The organism is Mucilaginibacter gossypii (assembly GCF_017569325.2).
GTDB lineage: Bacteria > Bacteroidota > Bacteroidia > Sphingobacteriales > Sphingobacteriaceae > Mucilaginibacter > Mucilaginibacter gossypii.
Window position 1 is genome coordinate 909,600 of sequence record NZ_CP071878.2, and the last position, 23,396, is coordinate 932,995.

Genomic DNA, 23,396 nt, shown 5'->3' on the forward strand with positions numbered 1-23,396 from the left:
CGGCTATTGGTAAAAGCCTGGACGTTGCTGGTAACAACCCCAGGCTTCAGAATTTTGACAATTTAAACTCACGGTTAGACAAGTATAAATTAAAGTAAATATATGAAAAAGTTATGGTTATTAACCATGCTGTTATTTTTACAATTGCCTTTTGGCGGCATAAACGCTAAGGCTCAAACAGTAATAAACAAAAGGATCACGTTTGGTGCCGAGGGTACCATGCTCAAGGATGCCTTTCAGCAAATTGAAAAATCAAGCGATATCTCTATCAGCTATAATAACAGCTTGCTGGATGATAAACGCAAAGTACACGTAACAAAAGCAGAGCGCTCTTTAGGCGAAACACTTGACCTGCTTTTAAAAGGAACTACCTGCACATACAGAGCAGCAGGTGAACGTAATATCCTCATCATTGCAAAAACACAGGATAGGGGTAGCATTAAAGGGAAAGTGGTTGACGAAAAATCAGAACCACTTCCCGGTGCTACTGTGAAAGTTCCGGGGACCGGGGCAACTGCCATCAGCGGAGTTGGTGGTTCATACACGTTAAATATTGTGCCGGGTACTTACACGGTTGAGGCAAGCTTTATCTCTTACGAAACTAAGAGAATCCAGAATGTAAGTGTTAGCTCAAATGCAAACACTGTTTTAAATATTACGCTTAGTCCGGCCGATAATAAACTTAACGAGGTTGTGGTAACAGCACTCGGTATCAAAAGGGAAGATAAAAGTTTGGGTTATTCCGCCCCGGTTATTAAAGGTGATCAGCTAACAGGCGCCCTTTCTGGCAACTGGACTGATGCATTATCGGGGAAAGTAGCGGGTTTAAACCTCATCCGTTCAAACAGCGGCCCTGCGGGATCAAACAAAATTATCCTGCGTGGTGAAAATAACCTGACCGGTGATAACGAAGCTTTGATAGTGGTTGACGGTGTTGTAATTAACCAGGGTAGCGGCAGACGTACAAGCAACTCCGGCGAATCGGCTTATGGTACCAGCAGCGATAACATGCCTGCCGATTATGGCAGCAACCTGAACGACATCAACCCAGAGGACATTGAAACGGTAACGGTATTGAAAGGCCCGGGCGCGGCGGCGCTTTATGGCCAGCGCGGTGCCAATGGTGCTATTATCATCACAACAAAATCGGGTAAAAAGCATAGTGGCCTGGGCATCACCTTTAACTCAAATGCAAGCCTTGAAAGTGTAAACCGCTGGCCCGATCTGCAATATGAATACGGACAAGGTACGGCGGGTTCCCGTTATTATTCGTACGGGGCAGGGCCGGATGGTGCAAGCACCAGCTCGACAAGCTCGGCTTACGGCCCTAAATTTGATGGCCAGCTTTTTTATCAGTTGGATCCGGTTACACAAAAGCAAAGCACAACACGTACGCCATGGGTACCATATAAAAACCAGATCCGTGATTTTTTTGATGTTGGCCAAACTTTCACCAACTCGGTAAGTGTTGACGGCGGCAGCGATAAAACAACGGCCCGTTTTTCGGCAACCAACGTTACCAATCACTGGATTACGCCGAATACAGGGTACACCCGTAACAGCATTGCTTTATCGGTTAACTCCAAAATCAATGATAAGTTAACCATCAATGCAAAAGTAAATTACAATAATAAAAACAGCGATAACTTACCAGGTGCAGGTTATGGTAACCAGTCGCTGATGTATTGGTTTATATTCTGGCAGCCCAATGCCAATTTAAACTGGTTGAAGAACTACTGGAAAAACGGGCAAGATGGTAAAGCGATCTTTTATCCTTTCAGCTCGTTCCCAGAAAACCCTTATGCTGTATCTTACGAGTTTATCAATAAATCAAACCGTAATTCGGTTACCGGAAACGTTGAAGCACTTTACAATGTAACAAAAGAGTTTAGCGTACAGGTTCGTGCTACTTTAGATATGGGCTATGAGCAGCGCGCACAGCAGCGTCCATATGATGCCGGAAGTAAATACCCGAAAGGCTCGTACCGTACACAAAACATTTATTCGGAAGAGCAGGGTGCCGATTTCCTGTTGAAATACAACAAGAAAATAACACACGATGTTAACATCACCGCTACGGCAGGTGGTAGCATGCTCCGCAACAATTATAACCGCGATGAGGTACGTGCCGACTCGTTAGTATATCCGGGTGTGTATTCAATGGCTAACAATGCGGGTCCTCTGGTTACCCTGCCATATAAATCAAAATATGCTATCAACAGCTTCTACGGCTTATTGTCCACATCTTTTAAAGATTACTTGTATGTAGATTTAACAGCCCGCCAGGATTGGATCAGTACACTGGCTACTGCGAACCGTACCGATCAGGTTGGTTTCTTCTATCCATCGGCAAGCATGAGCTTTTTGCCATCTGAAGCATTCAAGCTGCCTAAATTTATTGACTATGCAAAAGTGAGGGCATCGCTTGCAGGTGTTGGTAGCGGTACAACAAATCCTTATCAAACCTCATTTAATTATGTATCGGCGGGTAGCACTTATGCAGGTGGTTTGCAAAATCCGCGTACACTATCAAACCCCGATCTGAAACCTTTACGCACCACAACGCTTGAAGTTGGTGCCGAAACCAGGATGTTCAGCAATCGCTTAGGTTTTGATATAGCTTTATATACGGGTAACACTAAAAACCAGATCCTGAGCCGTACTGTGGATCAATCGTCAGGTTATAACCAGGCAGTTATCAACGTAGGTAAGGTAAACAACAAAGGCATCGAAATTACATTGAACGGAACGCCTATACGCAAAGCCAACGTGTTTAGCTGGAATGTTACTGCAACCTTCAGCGCCAATAAAAACACCATCGAGCAACTTGCCGATAGCGCGGTTGTGTTGCGGAATGGCCCTACCGGCGGTGGCCAGATTGTTGCCCGTGTAGGCGGCAGTATGGGCGATATGTACGGTCGCAGTTATTTGCGCTCGCCTGATGGGCAGATCGTTTATGATGCTTCTACAGGTTTTGCCAAATTAGCTGATAACCTGGTTTATTTAGGCAACACCATCCCTAAATGGAAGGCAAGCATGGGCCACGATTTCAGGTATAAGCAATTTAACCTGCACCTGTTGTTTGATGCCCAGGTTGGCGGTGTATCATATTCGCTTTCAAACTATAAACTGGCCGAGCAGGGTAAAACAACGCTCACCCTACCCGGCAGGTATAACGGTATCATAGGCAAAGGCGTTATCCAAAACCCGGACGGCAGTTACAGACCGAACGATGTTATTGCAACAGATGTTGACGGTTACTACCGCTCACACTATGGTATTGATAATGCCGAAGGTAATACGTTTTCAACCAACTTCCTGAAATTCCGCGAGGCAAGGTTTGATTATTCATTGAGCCCTCGTTTAGTTAAACGCCTTGGATTAACGCGTGCTACGGTAGGTGTATATGGTCGTGACCTGTACATCTGGACTAAGTGGCCAATCTTCGATCCTGAATTTGGTACGCTTTCGGGCAGCGATATAGTGCAGGGATTTGAGATTGCACAGTTTCCATCAACCCGCACATTTGGTTTTAACATAGTTATTGGCATTTAATAATTAACAATATGAAAAGGAACGGATATATACTTATATCGATGATGATGTTGTTCGTTAGCATAATGTCGTCATGTAAAAAGGATTTTATTGAACTTAATACCGATCCCAACGGCACGCCAAACGCCCTGCCGCAGCAATTGCTGGCTCCGGCGTTGGTAAATACATTGGGGACTAATATGCTTCGCGCCCGTAATTTTAATAACGAGCTGATGCAGGTTACCGTTGATCCCGGCGATTCGGAAGGCAAAGTATTCAGGTATGATATCAAACGCACCTGGGCCGATGCTACCTGGAATGCCTGGTATACCCAGTTAACCAACTTTAAAGATATTTATAACATAGCCAGTAAGGAAGTTACCTACAACAAAACGTATATGGGCATTTCACTTATTTGTCAGGCATGGTTATATTCCTTGTTGACAGATACTTATGGCGATGTGCCTTACTTTGATTCGAACAAAGGCAAGGAAGGGAACTTTACGCCTGAGTTTGATAAGCAGAAAGATATTTACCTGGATATTTTCAAAAACCTGGAAGCTGCAGATACCCTGCTCAATGCGTCGGCAAACGTAGTTGCCGGCAGTGATCCGGTATTTAGCGGCAATGCTTTAAAATGGCGCAAGTTTGGTAACACGCTTTATTTAAGGTTGTTGTTAAGGGTATCTGGCAAAGCCGATGTTTCGGCTGATGTGATAGCTAAGATCAAGCAAATTGTTGATACCAATCCCGATGTTTACCCCATTATGGGCAGCAATGATGATTCGGCAGTTTTGCGGTGGACCGGCTCCAGTGCTTTAACATCTCCTTTTATTGGCGGAGTACGTGAACAAGACTGGCGACAGCCCGGTGTTTGTGAGTTTTTTGTAAACAACCTTGCCAAATGGGCTGATCCCCGTTTAACTGCTAACCGCTGGTCGATATCAAGCTATCAGGGTGGTATCCAGGGAATCCCGAGCGGCTATGCGCCCGGCCAAAACATTGGTATCAAATCATATTTCCTTTCTACCACATCGGCAACTACATTGATGAACGACCCATTGATGGGTAACATCATGAACTATTCGGAGCTACAGTTTATCCTTGCTGAAGCTGCAGCGAAAGGCTGGATAGCCGGAGATGCGGCCACTTATTATAAAAATGGTGTACAAGCAGGTATCACATTCTGGATCCCGACTTATGCAACCCCTATAGATACCTATTTAGCAGGCGCCGATATTGTTTGGGACAATGCTGCCCCGCTTGATGAAAAGATGGAGATGATCCATGTTCAAAAATACTACTCCATGTTTTACACTGATTTTGAGCAATGGTTTGAGTACCGTCGTACAGGTCACCCGGTATTGCCAAAAGGTAACGGTTTAAGGAACAACGGCATTATGCCGGCAAGGCTGCAATACCCGGTTTATGTACAATCGGCCAATCCTGATAGTTACAAGGCCGCAGTGGCTGTACAGGGTGCCGATGAGATCAGCACGCAGGTTTGGTGGCAAAAACAATAATCAACTGGTTTTAAACTAAGAGATCTATAAAATGAAAAAGATATATTTATTACTGGTGCTTGCAACAGCCATCGGTATAAATTCATGCAAAAAGAATAACTATGCTGAAGGTTCGTTAAGCCCGATTATTGCCGTTGTTGACCTGAAGGGGATTTACAAAGGCTCGGATGTTGTGCTGAACAGCACCAATATGGGCGGAGCAAAGGAAATAGTGGGCGTAGTAATTTCAAACGCCGCAGCAGGTAATAGTCCTGCCGGCGTATTAGTGGTGCAAAACAACCGCCGTAACGCAGTTAGGGGTATTTCTCTCGAAATAGGTAATGCAGCTGCAAACTATGTTCCCGGCGATTCGGTAATAGTGCAAGTTGAGGGCGCTACACTTACCAAAGTAAACGGCAGTATGCGTGTTAAAGGCCTTACCGAAAGCTCAGTGAATAAAGTTGCCACGAATAAAGCCGTTAAAGTGCAGTCGGTTCCATCAGCAACGTTGCTGGCTTCGCCCGATGTTTACGAAGGTACACTGGTTACGATAGCTAAGGCGGTAACCGACCCGGAGCCGCAGCAGGGCGAAACTTACGCGGGTGATAAAACACTTAATGACGGTTTTGGCAAAATAATAATGCATACAGAGGCTAACGCTGCTTTCGCAACTACCGAATTACCGTTCAGCGCTAATTTTACAGGCATTCCGTTAGTGATAACATCAGGCACCGATACCAAAATGCAGCTTTGGCCGCGTACTATCGATGATGTGTTTACGCTTGCTGCAACCAAACCATCGCCAATCATTATAACCGGATACCTTACTAATCCTTCGGGCAGCGATGCTGATTATGAGTATATCCAGTTCAAGGCAACTAAGGACATTGACTTTGCGGTAACCAATTATGCTGTTGTAACCTGTAATAATGCGGGTACTAACCCGGCACCTGCCAATGGCTGGGCGCAAGGTTTGGCAAAAACTTACAAGTTTAACCTCACATCGGGCACAGTTAAAAAAGGCCAGTTCTTTTATGTAGGCGGTAATAAAAATATCTGGGGTAAAGGCTCAACAGATATCAGCTCATCCAACTGGATCAACAGCACCATGTATGCCGAAGTGCCGGGTGCTGATTTCGGCAATGTAACTACCAATCTGTTAGCTAACAGTGGTAACGTAGCAGGAGTTTCAGTTTTTGCGGGTACAACAGTGAGTGCCGCAAGCGTTCCGCTTGATGTTATCATGTACGGTGGCGGTGGTACCGTGTACTCGGCTGGCCCGCCGGAGATTGGTTACCGCATCACCAATACCGATTACTACAGTACCATTAACCCGGTAACCCGTACAGAGCAGGGCTTTTATGGCGGCGGCTCCAATACGTCAAAACTACCTTTACCAACCGATGGCTTATTTAGCCAGTTAGGCGGTGTTTATGATGCGCTTACCGGAAGATGGGTGGCCGGCAGAACCGTAACCAGCGTTCCGCTTACATTGACATCGCCAATAAGCACCATTGAAACGGCTACAGGTGCAACAACAATTCAAAATTAAAACCTCACCCCAACCCCTCTCCAAAGGAGAGGGGCTTTATATAACAGGATCAAATATTTATTTAAGTCCTCACCTTTGGAGAGGATTTAGGTGAGGTTAAAATATTATTACATGAACAGAAGATCATTTTTACAGGGCGTTGGCCTTATAACCGGCGGTGCATTCATATCGCTCCGTGCCAACGCACTTACACAAATATTAACCGGTGATACCGTAAAAGGCCGTGTTACCGCAGGCAAAAAGGGAATTAAAGGAGTAGTAATATCCGACGGTTTTTCGGTAGTGATTACTGATGACAAGGGCAATTACCAACTTACGCCAAATGAAAAGGCCAAAAGCATTTTCATGAGCACACCATCAGGCTACGAGTTTAAAACAGATTATAATGTTGCCAAGCATTACGAAAACATAGGCAGTAGTTCGCATTTTGATTTTAAGCTGGGCCCGCTAAAAGTTGATGATCACAATCACCACTTTATTATCTGGGCCGATCCGCAGGTTAAAAACAAAAAGGATGTTAAACAGATGATGGATACTTCGGTTCCCGACACCATCGCCACCATAAAATCATTAGGTAAAAACGCACTGGTACACGGCATTTGTGTAGGTGATATTGTATGGGATAACCATGAGCTTTTCCCCGCTTATAATGAGGCTGTGGCTAAAATGGAAATCCCATTTTTCCAGGCGATTGGCAACCACGATATGGACTACCGTATGGGCGGCGATGAAACCTCGGATGTTACTTTTAAGCAGATTTATGGACCAACTTACTATTCATTTAACCGGGGCAAGGCTCATTATGTAGTATTGGATAATGTTCGTTACCTGGGTGTTGAGCGTGAGTATGATGGCTATATTACCGAAGATCAGCTAAACTGGCTGGCAAAAGATCTGCAATATGTGAAGAAAGATCAATTGCTGATTATCAACCTGCATATCCCTGTTTATAACCAGGTGAAAAACAACCAGGATTTTTATAAAGTGCTGAATGACTTCAGTAATGTGCACATCATGTCGGGTCATACGCATTACCATGATAACAATATCACCAACGGCATTTTCGAGCATAACCACGGCACCGTATGTGGCGGCTGGTGGACGGGGCCTATTTGCGTTGATGGTACCCCGCGCGGTTATGGTGTATATTCTGTAAATGGTACCGAGCTGAAATGGTATTATAAATCGACAGGTTTACCGGCCGAAAACCAGATCAGTGTTTATGCCGAAAAACTAACCGACCAGATGCACCTCATCGCCAATGTTTGGAACTATGACCCAGAGTGGAAGGTAGTGTATTATTTAGATGACAAACCGATGGGAGCGTTGTCAAAAGAACAGGGATATGATCCCTTATCGGTAAGTTTGTATAAAGGCGATCAGTTACCGGCAGGCCGGCATTTTGTGGAGCCGCATGAAACAGGGCATTTGTTTGTGGCGCACTTTGATCCGTCGGTTAAAAAGGTTAGGGTTGAAGCTACAGATCGTTTCGGAAATAAATATTCAAGCGAATTAGATGCAAAATAAATTGAACATTGTTACCGGTATAAGTCTTATCTTGTTATCAGGCTTTACTGTTGTTAAAAACATGGAATTAAAAAATGCAGATTTTCCCTCATTTAGTGCCGAAGCGCATCGCGGGGGCAGGGGACTGAGGCCCGAAAATACCATTCCTGCTATGAAAAATGCCATCGACCTCGGCACTGTAACCATGCTGGAGATGGATACGCATATTACGGCTGATGGGCAGGTGGTTTTATCGCATGACGAATATGTCAACCCGCTGTTTTCGCTTACTCCTGATGGTAAGGATATCCTCAAGGAAGATGCGAAAAACCTGATCCTCTATAAAATGAAATATGAGGACCTGAAACAATATGATGTAGGTTCAAAGCCGTACAGCAAATTTCCGCGCCAGCAAAAGATCAAAACCTATATGCCGCTTCTGTCTGAATTGATTGATTCGGTACAGCATTATATTAAGATAAATCATAAAAAGCCGGTGTTCTACAACATCGAAACCAAGTGCTCACCCGAAGGTGACGGTATTTATAATCCAGCTCCGGACGAGTTTGTGGATAAGCTGATGGCTGTTTTGATCGAAAAGAAGGTCCTGCCTTACGTTGTGATCCAGTCGTTTGATAGACGTACGCTGCAGATCATCCACAAAAAATATCCTGATGTGCGTACTTCTTATCTTATCGAAAACAAAAAATCGTTTGAAGATAATATGGCCGATCTTGGTTTTACTCCTTTCATCTACAGCCCGGACTATAAACTGGTTGATGCCGACCTGGTAAAGAAATGCCATGATTCAAAGATTAAAGTACTACCATGGACAGTAAATACAAAAGCCGAAATTGAACAGCTTAAAAGTTTAGGTGTTGATGGTGTGATTACTGATTATCCGGATTTGTTTTAGGAAGCAAATCCGCCCTTTATAGCATGCGATTGCCACGTCGCGCCCAAGCTTATTCCCGTTTCGCTCCTCGCAATGACATGTTTTTTGTTGTGCCGAAGCTTATCCACGCCAAATAAGCTGAATGTAATGTCAATTTACCATAATCTAAACATTGAATTTAAATGTGATATTGCAGTTTGTTAAAACGTTTTATCAATTTAACCAACAACCCAATCATGTTTAAGTTAAAAGCTATATGCTTTATTGCGATTTGTGCCGCTTCACTCTCACTAAAAGCACAAACGGCCCGGCAGCCTGTAAAACCGCTTGCCCAGCTTCAGCAGGAATTTGTCGATCTGCGCTTTGGTATGTTTATCCACTTTAACATCCCAACCTATATGGATCAGGACTGGGCCGATCCTGATGCTTTGCCAACTATCTTTAACCCTAAAAAACTGAATTGCGACCAGTGGGCAAAAGCCGCTAAATCGGCAAACATGACTTACGGTTGTATTACCACAAAACACCACAGTGGTTTTTGTATCTGGGATACCAAAACAACCGATTATAACGTGATGAACAGTCCGCTGAAAAAAGACGTAGTGAAAGAGTATACTGATGCTTTCAGGGCTAACGGTCTAAAGGTGTTTTTATATTACTCAATACTGGATACTCACCACAGGTTAAGGCCAAACATGATCACGCCAAAGCATATTGATATGGTAAAAGCGCAAATCACTGAGTTGATGACCAGATACGGCGAGATTTCGGCTCTGATCATTGACGGATGGGATGCACCATGGTCGAGGATTTCATATGATGACGTTCCGTTTGAAGAAATCTACACATTGGTGAAATCATTACAGCCAAACTGTTTGGTAATGGACCTTAATGGTGCCAAATATCCGGCAGAAGGCATGTATTATACTGATATCAAGACTTACGAAATGGGAGCAGGGCAACGGGTTTCAACTAAAGATAACCGCATGCCGGCCATTGCCTGTTTACCATTGCAGGCCAACTGGTTTTGGGAAACAAGCCACCCTACAACCTCGGTTAAGGAGCCTGCCAAACTGGTTAATGATATCCTGAAACCATTGAACAACGTCGACTGTAATTTTATCCTGAACGTGGCACCAAACCGCGATGGTTTATTTGACGATAACGCCCTTGCCGCGCTTAAAGAAATAGGCAAACTTTGGAAGAACGAAGGGCCAGTGGCTAAGCTTTCTACGTTGGATGCGCCGATTATTTCATCAAACATTGCAAAAAATCAGCCGGCAAGCGCAAGCTGGAGCGATGATTCTGCTATTATGGATTTTGCTAACGATGATGATTTTCATAGCTCGTGGGTGTCAAATCCAACAGTTAAAAATCCATGGTATGAGATAGATTTTAAGAAAGACCAGGCATTGAATACCATTGTTATTGCCGAAGAAAAACCGAATATTTCACATTACCGTTTGGAATATTACCTGAACGGAAGTTGGAAGCCATTGTTTGATGGTGATAATGCTAATAAGATTAAAGTTCACCGTTTTGACAGGGTATGGGCAGGCAAGGTTCGGATCTCGATAGATAAATCCGAGCACCAGGTATCGATAGCCGAATTCCAGGTTTATAACGAAAGAAGATAATACACTATAACTGACTGAAATTTAATAAGGAAGACCCGCCCGCAAGGCGGGTTTTTTTTGCTGTAACCCGTTTTTGTATATTAAAATGCCAATAAGCATTATTTTTTATAGCTGTTGCATTGGTATACTTGTAAAAACAATTTTAACCTATTTTATGAACCAAGGCCTGAAAACAACATTCCTGTTTGTAGTTTTACCGCTATGCATGCAATTGATTGCGCCAAACGCAAACGCGCAAAACAATACTTTATGGTATAAAAAGCCCGCAAAAGCGTGGACAGAAGCTTTGCCGATAGGTAACGGCAGATTAGGAGCCATGATTTTTGGTGGCGTTGATGATGAGTTGCTGCAACTCAATGAATCTACCCTATGGTCGGGTGGGCCGGTGAAGCAAAATGTAAATCCCGGTGCATTTCAATACTTGGCCCAGGTAAGGGAAGCGTTGTTTAAAGGGGAATATCAAAAGGCACATGAGCTAACGCAAAAGATGCAGGGCTTATACTCTGAAAGCTTCTTGCCTATGGCCGATCTGCATATCAAACAATCATATAATGGTGGTAACAGCACCAGCTATTACCGCGATCTGAATATCGGGAATGCTGTTGCCACAACAAAATATACCGTTGGCGATATAAACTATAAACGCGAAATTTTTGCTTCGGCACCTGATAAGGTAATTGTTATCCGGTTTACGGCTGATAAGGCTAAACAGTTAAACCTTAAAATAAATACGAGCAGCCAGCTTCGTTTTCAAAAAGAGGTGCTGAATAAAAATGTATTGCAGCTTAGCGGTAAAGCTCCGGCGCATGTTGAGCCAAGCTATGTTGATTCAAAAAATCCGATAGTTTATGATGATGATGATAAGTGCAGAGGTATGCGGTATGAGGTGTTGGCAAAGGCCGTAAGCAGTGATGGTAAAATAACTGCCGATACAAGCGGGATCACCGTAAAAGGGGCATCAAGTTTAACGCTGTATGTTACCGCAGCCACCAGTTTTAAAGCGTACAACCAATGCCTTGATGGCGACGAAAAGGTTGCGGCCAAATACCTTGATAAAGCTGCTGCTAAACCTTATGCACAGTTGCTCGCCGCCCACCTGACCGATTATCATCGTTTTTTTAACAGGGTAAGCCTTAAAATTAACGATAACAAGGGCAGTCATGCCGAATTGCCTACTGATGAACGACTTGCGCTTTACAATAAGAATCATGGTACTGATCCTGGCATTGAAGCTTTATATTTTCAATATGGCCGTTACCTGTTGATAAGCAGCTCCAGAACACCGGGCGTTCCTGCTAACCTTCAGGGCATCTGGAATAAAGAATTACGTGCACCATGGAGCTCAAACTATACCAGCAACATCAACGTGCAAATGAACTACTGGATGGCAGAGGATTGTAACCTGTCTGAAATGCACCAGCCTTTATTTGAGTTGATCAAAGGATTGTCGGAAACGGGCGCTGGTGTTGCTAAAGATTTCTACCATGCTAAGGGCTGGGTAACCCACCATAATACAGATATCTGGGCTTTGGCTAACCCTGTAGGCGACCTTGGTCATGGCGACCCTAAATGGGCAAACTGGGCAATGGGTGGCGACTGGCTAACCCGTCATCTTTGGGAGCACTATTTATATACCGGCGATAAAGCGTTTTTAAAAAATACAGCTTACCCTTCAATGAAAGGCGCCGCCGAATTTACTTTTGATTGGTTAGTGCCCGATGGTCAGGGCCATTTGGTAACTGCACCGTCTATGTCGCCCGAAAATGATTTTATTTATGCTGAGGGTAAAACCGGGGATGTTTCTGTTTCTACTACAATGGATATGGGTATCATCCGCGATCTGTTTGATAACCTGATAGCAGCAACTAAGGTACTGGGCGTTGATGCAGCTTTCAGGGATTCGCTTATCGCCAAAAAAGCTAAACTGATCCCGTATCAGATAGGCAGTAAAGGCCAATTGCAGGAATGGTACAAAGACCAGGAATCGCCTGACCCGCATCACCGCCATGTATCGCATTTATATTCGGTTTACCCGGCTAATGAAATTTCGATAGCTACAAATCCTGAGTTGGCAGCCGCGGCTAAAAGATCGTTAGAGTTACGCGGTGATGAAAGCACCGGCTGGAGCCTGGCCTGGAAAGTAAACCTTTGGGCCCGGTTGAGAGATGGCAACCATGCCTACAAACTTTACCGCGATCTGCTGCGCTTAACCGGCGAAAGTGGATACAACTACAGCGAGGGGGGAGGACTTTATCCGAATATGTTCGATGCTCACCCTCCGTTCCAGATAGATGGTAACTTTGGTGGTACCTCTGGTTTGGCCGAAATGCTGCTGCAAAGCCAGGATGGTAATGTACACCTGCTACCTGCATTGCCCGATGCCTGGGCCAATGGTGAAATTAAAGGTTTGGTAGCAAGAGGCGCATTTGTAGTTGACATGAAATGGGCAGCGGGCAAGGTTGTGACCGCCCAAGTGTTATCAAAAACAGGCGGCACCTGCCATATTATATCTAAATCTAAACTGACAGTTAATGGTTTAAATGCTACTCCTGTTAAGGTAAAAGAGGGGTATGAGTTGGTGATCAATACAGAAAAAGGCAAATCATACCAATTAGTAAGCAGCATATGAGCAGCAGCAGGAGAGATTTTTTAAAGAAAGCATCGCTGGCGGGCGCAGCAGCAATGGCAGCACCGGGATTGGTATCAGCATCAGCAAAGAATGATGATTATTTGCCAGATGATGGCATTGGAAAAACTTTTCTTTTCCAGGGCGATTCGATAACCGACGGCGGCCGCAGTTATGATAAAGACTGGAACCATGTTTACGGTCAGGGCTACGCTTATTTGATAACTGCCCGTATTAATTTTGACTATCCCGGCCGTGATTACCAGTTTTTTAACCGGGGCATCAGTGGTAATACCGTAAATGATCTTGCATCACGCTGGCAAAAAGATACGTTGGATATTAAGCCCGATGTATTAAGCATACTAATAGGCATTAACGATGTGCACAGGGTAATAATGCAGGGCCATAAAGCAACCGCCGACGATTTCGGCAATGCTTATGATAGGCTGTTAACACAAACTAAAGCTGCGTTACCCGATGTTAAGCTGATCATGTTAGAGCCTTTTATTTTACCCGTTGGTATGGTAAGCAAGAACCCGGAGCTTTGGACAACCGAAGTTCAAAAGCGACAGGTTATAGTTAAATCACTTGCATCAAAATTTAACGCCATTTTTGTGCCTTTGCAGGAGGTGTTTAATAAAGCTTTACAAAAAGCCAATGCTGAGCATTGGATCTGGGATGGTGTTCATCCCATGCCGGCAGGGCATGAGCTCATTGCCCGGGAATGGATGAAGGCGGTTAAAAAGCTGTATTGATTTTTGCCGTTTTACGATACAAAAACTCGTTGTGAGTATAGCGTGGCAATCCCATAGTCAATGCATGTCCCATTTGTACAGCTACGAGATTGTCTCGCCGTTTCTTTACATGACTTTTTAACCACTATCTCCAACCCAAATCTCTTCTTCCGAACACTAACAACGGCGTAGAAATTAATGAATCTTTTTCCAATCTATGATATCATGATATTCGTAGTAATCAGCAATAGATTCAATATCATAAAGAATTGGTTCTGCTGAAATGTGAATGCTTTCTAAATATTTTAGATATTTCTTATGGGTTGAAAAAACCCGCTCTATTTTTTTTGCTGGAACCACAACATACCACCCTTCTTTAACATAATTTCCATGAAGAATTGAATTAGTGTAATAAACCAGAATTACGCCATCTATAACATTTGCTTTTTTAATGTGAGAAAAGCCTGTATCCCCATCTATGCCTTCCAGATTCATTCCCCATCCTGATTCTTTAGTTACAATTATTGCTTCATAAGGTTTAATGAATGGTAACCTGGCTGAATCCCATTCTCCTTTTGCTGTGTAAAATTCATCTATATTAGATCGTTTATGAGATTGCCCGGAGCAGGAGAATAGCAGTAAAATGGTTAAAGGAAACAAAAGAGTCGTTTTCATTGTGGTTTATTGTACATTTCGTTGCCAAGAGCTAACCAAAAAACTGTCTTCACGCAATTATTGATTAAGGTAATAGAATTGTAAATAAAAGCTCTAAAAAAATATCAAACAGGCTGTTGGTCGGTTAGTTCGTAGCACAAATAAACTTTATCACTGGCTTTGTTTTTGATTTTAAAGAAAAAGCTTTAGTACTAAAAAAGCAGATCGGGTAAGCCTGATCCGCTTTTGTAAAACTTAATTACTTTCTGCTATCAGCTGAATAGCTTCTTCTCGGGTTTTGTGTTCAATGGCCATTACAAATTCAACAGGGCCGCCGCCTTTACCGCAGCCAAAGCATTGAAAAATATTTTTTTCGGGCGACACCATCAGGGAGGTTGCCTGGTCTTTATGGAAAGGACAGCGGCCTTTTAAATTTCTCCGGCTTTCTTCAAGCAACACATATTTTGAAACAATTCGTACAAGATCGGCCTGTACCGGCAACAGGGAATGAGATGCAGACATGTTGGGCGATAGAATGATTAATTTATCAGGCTGCGAAAATAATTTTTTACCAGGTTGCAATAAGGGATTGTTGAAAAAAAGTTATTCCCACGGGACAAAGTAATGCCTCTTTATCACATGTGGTAATTTACGTAGCAACTGGGCATCATTTTATTTAGCAGCCCACATGCTAAGTTGATGGATGTTTAACAGATTGCTTGCCCCGCGCATTCCCAAAACAAGTTCGGTATGACTTTTTTTTAGTAACTGGCCATGCTTTCTGCTTTTCTCAGAAATATCTACTTTAGCCACACAAGCAAATCGGCAAAAAGACTTTGCGCTTTGCGAGAGAAAAATCAAACACCATGAACTACACTCAAATTTGCAAAGCTTTTAATGATTTAACCGTTACCGAGCTGTACCAATTACTAAAGCTCAGGAGCGAGGTATTTGTAGTTGAACAAAATTGTGTGTTTTTAGACACCGATGATAAAGACTACGCTTGCCACCATCTGTTATTGTTTGATAATGATCAGGAACTGGTGGCCTATGCCCGTATTGTACCCGCGGGTAAATCATATGCCGAAGCATCAATTGGGCGTATAGTTAGCAGCAAAAAAGTACGCGGTACGGGTGTAGGTAAAATACTAACCCAGGCCGCCATCGATCAAACTAAAAAGATCTATGGAGATGTGCCTATCCGGATAGGGGCACAGTACTATGCTATCAAGTTTTATGAACAGTCGGGCTTTAAAATTGATGGTGAAATTTATGATGAAGATGGTATCGACCATATTGAAATGATCCTGTCCTGACAGATCTCTACCTGAAAAGAGCACTGATGATTATTGTTGCCCGCTTTACTAATTTGATGCAGTTGTAAATGTGTTACTGATTAAATTGTATGATGACACTTCCAAAAAAACTACATAGCATGAAAGTCATAATCTGCGGGGCGATGGTGTTTATCACGCTTGTACTGTCATCTATTGGTTGGGATTTGTCATACACATACCATGATCATCCTATGCCGTTGATTTTTTACTTTTGGGTAACCGCATTTACGTTATATTGGCCCCGTAAAAAGACAGTTCAGCGTGTATAGGCATCTGCCAAAATATGAATAAGTTATAACAAGAATAACAATCACAAATTACATATATCATGAAAACAAACATCGGAATTAATGAAGCAGACCGCCAGGCCGTTTCAGATCAGTTAGCCAAATTATTAGCCGACGAATTTGTACTGTACACCAAAACCCGTAATGCTCACTGGAATATTGAAGGCCCCGACTTTCATTCAATGCATGTGTTTTTTGAACAGCAATACAACGAGCTTGATGAAATTATGGACAGCGTGGCCGAACGTATCCGTAAGATAGGTCATTACGCACCAGCTACTTTAACCCAGTTGTTGCAACTTACTCATTTAACCGAAAAGCTCGATCACAAAAACGATAGCGCTGGCTTTTTGAAAGAATTGCTTGAAGACCATGAAAGCATCATCGAGTTCATACGCGGTAATATCAATCCCTTCGCAAATCAGTTTAATGACGCCGGTACCAGCGACTTTATTACCGGCTTGATGGAAACACACGAGGGCATGGCCTGGATGCTGAGGTCGCACTTTAGATAAAATGATCTCCCCGTTTAAATAACACCTTTCGGCTCAAATGATCTTCCGGATACAAACGGAAGATCACGAGCGGAAAGTAAAATGATTATCCCTGCAATATTATTCAGCCTGCTCAAGGTAAGTTAGTTGTTGATGATAATCCTATTGCCATGTAAACCTTTTGCAGCTTCGGTGCATTGCTTACTTGTTCCTGAAGTAAGCGCCCCAGAGGAGAGCGTTAATACCATCGATAATATAATGTATTAAAAAAAGATAGTACAGGATGCCAGATCATGATGAAAGCGTTAGTATTGTTTAATTATAAACTTACCAGCTTTCACGATAAATCTGTCTCATTTGTATTTAATCTCCGGTAATATCTTTAAAGAAGGTGCGGTTAAAGACCTTGACTCGATAAAAAAGACTGTGATTAACCGGCAACTAATAAAGCAGTGCGAAATACGCCTTTACAGCAGTATTTTCCATTGGGCTCTTTCTCAAGAGCGGAATTTTAAAAACAGACAAAAAGATATTTTCACATGAAGAAAATCATCGGCATACTTACACTAACCATCATCTGTTTTATCTGTCAGGCCCAAAAGCTTCCTCCGGTTTTTGATGCTAAGCGATCTGCCGAAGCGCAATCTACAGAAACGGTAAGGAAATATCTTTCACCGGTCCGCATTCTTTGGAAATCGCCGAATGCAGCTACCAATATTATCAATGCCGAAAAACTGCTGAAGCAAGGTGATGGACAAGCCGATCTTTCAGGTAATGACTTGTGCATTCTTCAAAGTGATGAAAAGGGAAAGTCCGGTTTATTGCTTGATTTTGGTAGGGAATTGCACGGCGGTTTGCAATTGGTAACCGATCAGTCAAGGGGTGGCAAGCCGGTGAGGGTGCGTATCCGTTTTGGCGAATCGGCAAGCGAAGCTATGTCAAACATCGATACCATAAAAGGTGCTACTAACGACCACGCTATGCGCGACATGATCATGTCCCTGCCATGGTTGGGTAAGCTGGAAATCGGTAACACCGGTTTTCGCTTTGTACGGATCGATTTGCTGGATGATAACAGTCAACTTAAGCTGAAAGAAGCAAGGGCTATTTTTGTTTACCGCGATATCCCTTACCTCGGCTCATTTAAATGCAGTGATACGCTGCTTAACAAAATATGGCTTACCGGTGCGTACACCGTACACCTCAATATGCAGGATTATCTTTGGGACGGTATTAAACGCGACAGGCTGGTTTGGGTAGGCGATATGCATCCCGAAACATCAACCATTGCCGCTGTATTTGGCGATAATCCGGTAGTGTCAAAGAGCCTTGATCTGGCACGGGACATTACCCCTTTGCCCGACTATATGAACGGTATGGTATCTTATTCTATGTGGTGGATCCTAATCCAACGCGATTGGTATATGTACACCGGTAATTTGAAATATCTGCAGCAGCAGAAAGCTTACTTGGTAAAGTTGCTGAATCAGTACGCTGTACAGGTTGATGCAAACGGCAGCGAAAAGTTGGACGGCGCCGGTCGGTTTTTGGACTGGCCATCGAGCGAAAACAAACCTGCTATTCATGCGGGTTTACAGGCCATGCTGGTGATGACCCTGAATGCCGGTGCCGAACTCTGCAAAATATTGAATGATCAGGCCACCGCCAAAAAATGCGAAGCCGCGATTGCTAAACTAAAAAACAATGTGCCGGATGCCAGCGGTTCAAAACAGGCGGCAGCCTTATCGGGTTTATCGGGTTTACTCCCTGCCGAAAAAGCAAACGATATTCTTTCTAAAGATGGAGTACACAATTACTCAACGTTTTTTGGTTATTATATGCTGTTGACCAAAGCCAAAGCCGGCGACTACCAGGGTGGCATTGATGCTATCCGTAACTTTTGGGGACCGATGCTGAACCTTGGCGCCACTACTTTTTGGGAAGATTTTAATATCGACTGGTTGCCCAACGCTTCGCGGATAGATGAGTTGGTGCCCGATGGTAAAAAAGATATCCATGGTGATTATGGCGCTTATTGTTATAAAGGTTTCAGGCATAGTCTTTCGCATGGCTGGGCATCAGGGCCAACACCGTGGTTAACTGAGTATGTGTTGGGTGTAAAGATATTGGCGCCAGGTTGTAAGGTAATTAAGATTGAACCCCATTTGGGCGATCTGAGCTTTGCCGAAGGCACTTATCCAACGCCATACGGTATTGTGAAAATTAAACATGTTAAGCAGGCTGATGGTAAAGTAAAAACCACAATTAATGCGCCCGCGGAAGTTAAGGTGGTCCAATAAATATCTACCGTTGCCGCTGGCAAAACCGTAAAGTATTGCCGTCAGTATCCGTAACATAAAACTCGCGCGTTCCCCAGGTTTGGTCGGTTGGTCCCTGGTGAACGGGCGATTCTTTTTTAACTGAGGTATCCAGCCCGCGGGATATGTAATTCTTAAACTCGCTATCCACATCATCAATCCAAACATTTACTACAGAGCCAAACAAACGGTCGCTTTCATATATGGTTAGCTGCAGCTCTCCAAAATCACTTACCAGATCAATAACGCCGTCATCAGCCGTGGCTTCAGGGTATTTGAGCCTGAAATCAAGCACGTTGGTGTAAAAACCGACGGCTTGTCGTAAATCGCGGCATTTAAAAAGCGGGATCATTTTCATTGTGAAGTATTTGCTTAAAGTTAGCCCTAAACTTTTGTTAGAAGAAATATTAAAAGCGCGGTGATTGAATAATTGGATTTTTCATTGTTCAAAACAAATTTGTTACGGAGTTATTGATATTAAAAGTGCTATCTTGGTGTAATTATAAATCGCTGTACCTATGTCTACAACAAAGCCCTTCACTCCAACCGACGGCGAAGACAATTCAAACGGAACGCGCCGTGATTTTCTTAAGCAAACATCGCTGTTAACGGCCATTGCCTTAACACCGGGTACTGTAGTTAAAGCGGCCGAAAACCAATGGGATGAGAAATTTGCCGGCGTTTTTGAAAAGCAAGCCCTGCACCTGGAGGTGAACGGTGTAAAACATGAATTAATGGTTGAACCGCGTGTGACCTTGCTGGAAGTGCTGCGCGAACACCTCGACCTTACGGGCACCAAAAAGGGTTGCGACCGCGGCCAATGCGGCGCTTGTACGGTGCATGTAAATGGCGTACGCGTTAACTCATGCCTAAGTCTTGCATTAACAAATGATGGTAAAAAGATAACCACTATTGAAGGTCTTGCCAAAGAGGAAGAGCTGCACCCCATGCAAGAGGCTTTTATTAAGCATGATGGTTTTCAATGCGGATATTGTACATCAGGACAGATCATGTCGGCTGTGGCTTTGCTTAAAGAGGGACATGCCGGTTCTGAAACAGAGATCAGGGAATTTATGAGCGGTAACATTTGCCGTTGCGGCGCTTATCCCAATATTGTTAAGGCTATTCAGGAAGTTAAAGGAGGTATGGTATGAACCAGTTTCAATACACACGACCAGCCGAAACGGCTGTCGCCATTAAATCATTGGCAAAAGAACCAAACGGTTACTTTTTGGCAGGCGGAACCAACTTGGTTGATATGATGAAAATGGGATTGGTGGTACCGGATAAATTAATAGATATTAACCGCCTCCCGCTTAAAAAAATAGAGAAAACGCCTACAGGTGTACACATAGGTGCTTTAGCCTCCAATAGCGAGGTTGCCGAGCACGCTTATATAAAGGCGCAATACCCGTTGCTGGCGCTGGCCATCAATGCCGGTGCTTCGCCGCAGTTGCGCAATATGGCTACCGTTGGGGGCAATCTTATGCAACGTACCCGCTGTCCTTATTTTTTTGATACTGCTATGCCTTGCAATAAACGTACTCCCGGAAGCGGTTGTGGAGCATTGCAAGGGATTAATCGTATGCATGCCCTTTTTGGCGCCAGCGATAAATGTATTGCTGTTAACCCCAGTGATATGAATGTGGCGATGGCCGCGTTGGATGCCACCATCCACGTAACGGGTGTAAAAGGCCCGAGAGCCATTAATATTGGTGATTTTCACCGCTTGCCAGGCGATCATCCGGAACTTGATAATACCTTGCAAAAAGGCGAGTTGATCACTTCAGTTGATCTGCCCGCAGCATCATCTGCTTATAACAAGCATGTTTACTATTTAAAGATCCGCGACCGTACATCATATGCCTTTGCCCTGGTTTCGGTGGCTGCCGCTTTGCATATCGAAAATAATACTATTACAGGTGCAAGACTGGCCATGGGCGGGGTGGCACATAAGCCATGGCGTTTAACCGCTGCCGAAACATTTTTAAAAGGTAAAGCTATTACTGAAGATAATTTTAAGCAAGCGGCGCAAATTGCCATGCAGGGAGCTAAAGCTTATGAGTACAATAAGTTTAAGTTAAAGCTTGCGCCCAATGCTATTGTACAATCCTTAAAATTGGCCACCGGCCTCGCATCATAAATTAACGACTATTTAGCTAATAGATTTAATACTGATCTTCATGAAAAAAGACGCAATTGGCGATTCCTTAAGCCGTGTTGATGGCCGGTTAAAAGTAACCGGCGGAGCTAAATACAGCGGTGAGTATAAAGTCCCCAACCTCACCTATGGGGTGCTGGTATCGGCAACTATTGCTTCTGGCACGGTAACTGCACTTGATACCAGGGCTGCCGAGCGTGCACCGGGAGTGCTTGCTGTCATTACGCCATTTAATGCGCCAAAAGTACCGGGCTACCAGGCCGGCGCCGAAAGGCCGGTACGCGGGCTTAAGTTATTTAATGATAATAAGATTTACTTTAACGCGCAACCCATTGCGTTGGTAGTTGCTGATACCTTTGAACGGGCTACCTATGCGGCAAGCCTGGTTAAAGCAACTTACAATACTGAGCCTTTTGAAACGGATTTTCATAAAAACATAGATAAAGGGGTAACCCCGCAAAAAGGTAATTATAAAGATTATGTGCGCGGTGAGGCAAATGCCTATAAAAATGCCCCGGTAGTGGTTGAGGAGGAATATCTGCTTCCTACAGAAGTACATAACCCTATGGAATTGCACGTTACCACCGCGTTTTGGGATGGGGATGATAAGGTTACACTGTATACCAAATCGCAGGGCGTAAAAGGCTCTCAGCGATCCATTGCTGCGGCGTTCGGACTTAACCCCGATAATGTGCAGATCAATTCGAGGTTTGTTGGTGGAGCTTTCGGCTCTTCGTTACGTACCTGGCCGCATGAAATTGCAGCCGCACAGGCAGCTAAACTGGTAAAACGCCCGGTTAAACTTACACTCACCCGCGAACAGATGTTTACGCAGGTAGGATATCGCCCTTTAACCATCCAAAAAATAGGACTGGGTGCAACTGCCGATGGTAAGCTGATTGGTATTACCCATGAATCGCATTCGCAAACAGCCGTTTATGAAGAATTTACCGAAGGGGCGGTAAATGTATCGCAGTTTTTATATAACAGTCCTAATGTAAATACGCTTTACAAGGTAGTGCCTTTAAATGTAGGCGTGCCTGCGCCTATGCGCGGTCCGGGTGAGGCTACAGGTTCTTTCGCACTTGAATCGGCGCTGGATGAGTTATCTTACAAGCTTAACCTCGATCCCATAGAGTTAAGACTAAGAAACTATACCGATACTGATCCTGAACGGAACAAGCCATGGTCGAGCAAATACCTAAAGGAATGTTACCAGAAAGGGGCCGAGGCCATAGGCTGGGCTGATCGTAAAGCCCAACCCGGCGCCAATAAAGAGGGCGAATGGCTGGTAGGCTACGGGATAGGCTGCGGTGCGTTTGGCGCATACCGGGGCAATGCCGTGGCTAAAATAAAGTTGACGGCCGATGGCAGTGTGAACATTCAGAGTGCCACGAGCGATATCGGCCCGGGCACCGGCACATCAATGGTATTGATAGCTGCTGATACTTTGGGAATCCCTGCGGATAAGATCACGTTTGAGCTGGGCAATTCGGCTTTTCCTAATGCGCCAACGCAGGGTGGGTCGGCAACGGTATCATCTGTTGGTTCGGCGGTACATGATGTGTGTGTGGCTTTGAAACAGAAGCTGTACACCATGGCCGGCAAACCTGCCGATAGCACGGAGCCTATTGATTACGTTGCTGTGTTAAAGCAAAACAATATGCCGTCGGTTGAGCTTACACAAGAATCAAAAGGCAATCCCGAAGCGCAAAAATATTCCATGTACTCGTTTTCGGCGCATTTTGCCAAAGTGCATGTACACCCGCTTACAGGGCAGGTAAAGATCAAAAAGATTGTAGCCTGTGTTGATGCCGGAAAAATAGTTAACCACAAAACCGCCAGCAGCCAGATGATTGGCGGCGCGGTTGGTGGCGTTGGCATGGCCATGACTGAAGAAGCTGTTTTTGATGATCGTTACGGGCGCTACATTAACGGTAACTTTGCCGATTACCACGTGCCGGTAAATGCCGATATCCAGCAGATAGAAGCTATATTTATTGATAAGCCCGATCCGGTTTTGAATCCGGTAGGCACCAAAGGTATTGGCGAAATTTCGTTGATAGGGGTAGCTCCTGCTTTGGCAAACGCCATTTATAACGCTACGGGCAAAAGGGTAAGGGAATTGCCCATAACGCCCGATAAACTGATATAGCTGT

General features: G+C 44.1%; 18 protein-coding genes. 15 read left to right on the plus strand and 3 right to left on the minus strand.

Annotated features, from left to right (window positions below; all coding sequences use genetic code 11):
- Window positions 1-102 precede the first annotated feature (102 nt).
- From J3L18_RS03855 to J3L18_RS03890, 8 genes are all read left to right on the plus strand, one after another.
- Window positions 103-3,555: a SusC/RagA family TonB-linked outer membrane protein gene (locus J3L18_RS03855; protein ID WP_189549359.1), complete on the plus strand. Its 3,453-nt coding sequence runs from the start codon at window positions 103-105 to the stop codon at window positions 3,553-3,555.
- Between the two features lie 11 nt (window positions 3,556-3,566).
- The gene (locus J3L18_RS03860; protein ID WP_129570688.1) at window positions 3,567-5,057 is read left to right on the plus strand and encodes a SusD/RagB family nutrient-binding outer membrane lipoprotein; all 1,491 of its coding nucleotides are present in this window, start codon (window positions 3,567-3,569) and stop codon (window positions 5,055-5,057) included.
- 31 nt (window positions 5,058-5,088) lie between these two features.
- Window positions 5,089-6,588, plus strand: coding sequence for a DUF5689 domain-containing protein (locus tag J3L18_RS03865; RefSeq protein WP_129570687.1), 1,500 nt, complete (start codon window positions 5,089-5,091; stop codon window positions 6,586-6,588).
- Between the two features lie 111 nt (window positions 6,589-6,699).
- On the plus strand, window positions 6,700-8,115 hold the full coding sequence (locus J3L18_RS03870; protein ID WP_129570686.1) for a calcineurin-like phosphoesterase C-terminal domain-containing protein: 1,416 nt from the start codon (window positions 6,700-6,702) through the stop codon (window positions 8,113-8,115).
- A 61-nt stretch (window positions 8,116-8,176) separates the two neighbouring features.
- The gene (locus J3L18_RS03875; RefSeq protein ID WP_223266232.1) at window positions 8,177-9,010 is read left to right on the plus strand and encodes a glycerophosphodiester phosphodiesterase family protein; all 834 of its coding nucleotides are present in this window, start codon (window positions 8,177-8,179) and stop codon (window positions 9,008-9,010) included.
- 215 nt (window positions 9,011-9,225) lie between these two features.
- Window positions 9,226-10,626: an alpha-L-fucosidase gene (locus J3L18_RS03880; RefSeq protein WP_129570684.1), complete on the plus strand. Its 1,401-nt coding sequence runs from the start codon at window positions 9,226-9,228 to the stop codon at window positions 10,624-10,626.
- 154 nt (window positions 10,627-10,780) lie between these two features.
- Window positions 10,781-13,255: a glycoside hydrolase family 95 protein gene (locus J3L18_RS03885; protein WP_208102505.1), complete on the plus strand. Its 2,475-nt coding sequence runs from the start codon at window positions 10,781-10,783 to the stop codon at window positions 13,253-13,255.
- The gene (locus J3L18_RS03890) at window positions 13,252-14,007 is read left to right on the plus strand and encodes an SGNH/GDSL hydrolase family protein (protein WP_208102553.1); all 756 of its coding nucleotides are present in this window, start codon (window positions 13,252-13,254) and stop codon (window positions 14,005-14,007) included. The genes J3L18_RS03885 and J3L18_RS03890 overlap by 4 nt, the downstream gene beginning before the upstream one ends.
- Before the next feature lie 174 nt (window positions 14,008-14,181).
- Here the strand turns inward: J3L18_RS03890 and J3L18_RS03895 are convergent, their stop codons facing one another.
- Entirely contained in the window at window positions 14,182-14,661 is a 480-nt protein-coding gene (locus J3L18_RS03895; RefSeq protein ID WP_129570682.1) for a hypothetical protein, read from the minus strand.
- A 234-nt stretch (window positions 14,662-14,895) separates the two neighbouring features.
- Complete coding sequence (locus J3L18_RS03900) at window positions 14,896-15,162, minus strand: CHC2 zinc finger domain-containing protein (RefSeq protein ID WP_129570681.1); 267 nt, start codon at window positions 15,160-15,162, stop codon at window positions 14,896-14,898.
- A gap of 344 nt (window positions 15,163-15,506) precedes the next feature.
- On the opposite strand from J3L18_RS03900, the gene J3L18_RS03905 reads away from it, so the two are divergent.
- The 4 genes from J3L18_RS03905 (at window position 15,507) to J3L18_RS03920 (ending at window position 19,058) form a co-directional block, all read left to right on the plus strand.
- Complete coding sequence (locus tag J3L18_RS03905; protein WP_091163410.1) at window positions 15,507-15,956, plus strand: GNAT family N-acetyltransferase; 450 nt, start codon at window positions 15,507-15,509, stop codon at window positions 15,954-15,956.
- Window positions 15,957-16,075: 119 nt separating this feature from the next.
- Window positions 16,076-16,246, plus strand: a complete 171-nt coding sequence (locus tag J3L18_RS03910; protein ID WP_189549357.1) for a hypothetical protein — start codon at window positions 16,076-16,078, stop codon at window positions 16,244-16,246.
- Window positions 16,247-16,305: 59 nt separating this feature from the next.
- Window positions 16,306-16,779: a Dps family protein gene (locus J3L18_RS03915; RefSeq protein ID WP_112654144.1), complete on the plus strand. Its 474-nt coding sequence runs from the start codon at window positions 16,306-16,308 to the stop codon at window positions 16,777-16,779.
- A 518-nt stretch (window positions 16,780-17,297) separates the two neighbouring features.
- Window positions 17,298-19,058: an alpha-L-rhamnosidase-related protein gene (locus J3L18_RS03920; protein WP_129570680.1), complete on the plus strand. Its 1,761-nt coding sequence runs from the start codon at window positions 17,298-17,300 to the stop codon at window positions 19,056-19,058.
- Window positions 19,059-19,062: 4 nt separating this feature from the next.
- Here J3L18_RS03920 and J3L18_RS03925 read toward each other — a convergent pair whose 3' ends face one another.
- Entirely contained in the window at window positions 19,063-19,434 is a 372-nt protein-coding gene (locus tag J3L18_RS03925; protein ID WP_129570679.1) for a glyoxalase superfamily protein, read from the minus strand.
- Window positions 19,435-19,594: 160 nt separating this feature from the next.
- On the opposite strand from J3L18_RS03925, the gene J3L18_RS03930 reads away from it, so the two are divergent.
- The 3 genes from J3L18_RS03930 to J3L18_RS03940 are packed head-to-tail and all read left to right on the plus strand — an operon-like array spanning window position 19,595 to window position 23,392.
- Window positions 19,595-20,230, plus strand: coding sequence for a (2Fe-2S)-binding protein (locus J3L18_RS03930; protein WP_129570678.1), 636 nt, complete (start codon window positions 19,595-19,597; stop codon window positions 20,228-20,230).
- Window positions 20,227-21,219: an FAD binding domain-containing protein gene (locus tag J3L18_RS03935; RefSeq protein ID WP_129570677.1), complete on the plus strand. Its 993-nt coding sequence runs from the start codon at window positions 20,227-20,229 to the stop codon at window positions 21,217-21,219. Before J3L18_RS03930 ends, J3L18_RS03935 begins: the two co-directional genes overlap by 4 nt.
- 40 nt (window positions 21,220-21,259) lie before the next feature.
- A complete protein-coding gene (locus tag J3L18_RS03940) occupies window positions 21,260-23,392 on the plus strand; it encodes a xanthine dehydrogenase family protein molybdopterin-binding subunit (RefSeq protein WP_129570676.1) in 2,133 nt (710 codons plus the stop codon).
- Window positions 23,393-23,396: the final 4 nt, after the last annotated feature.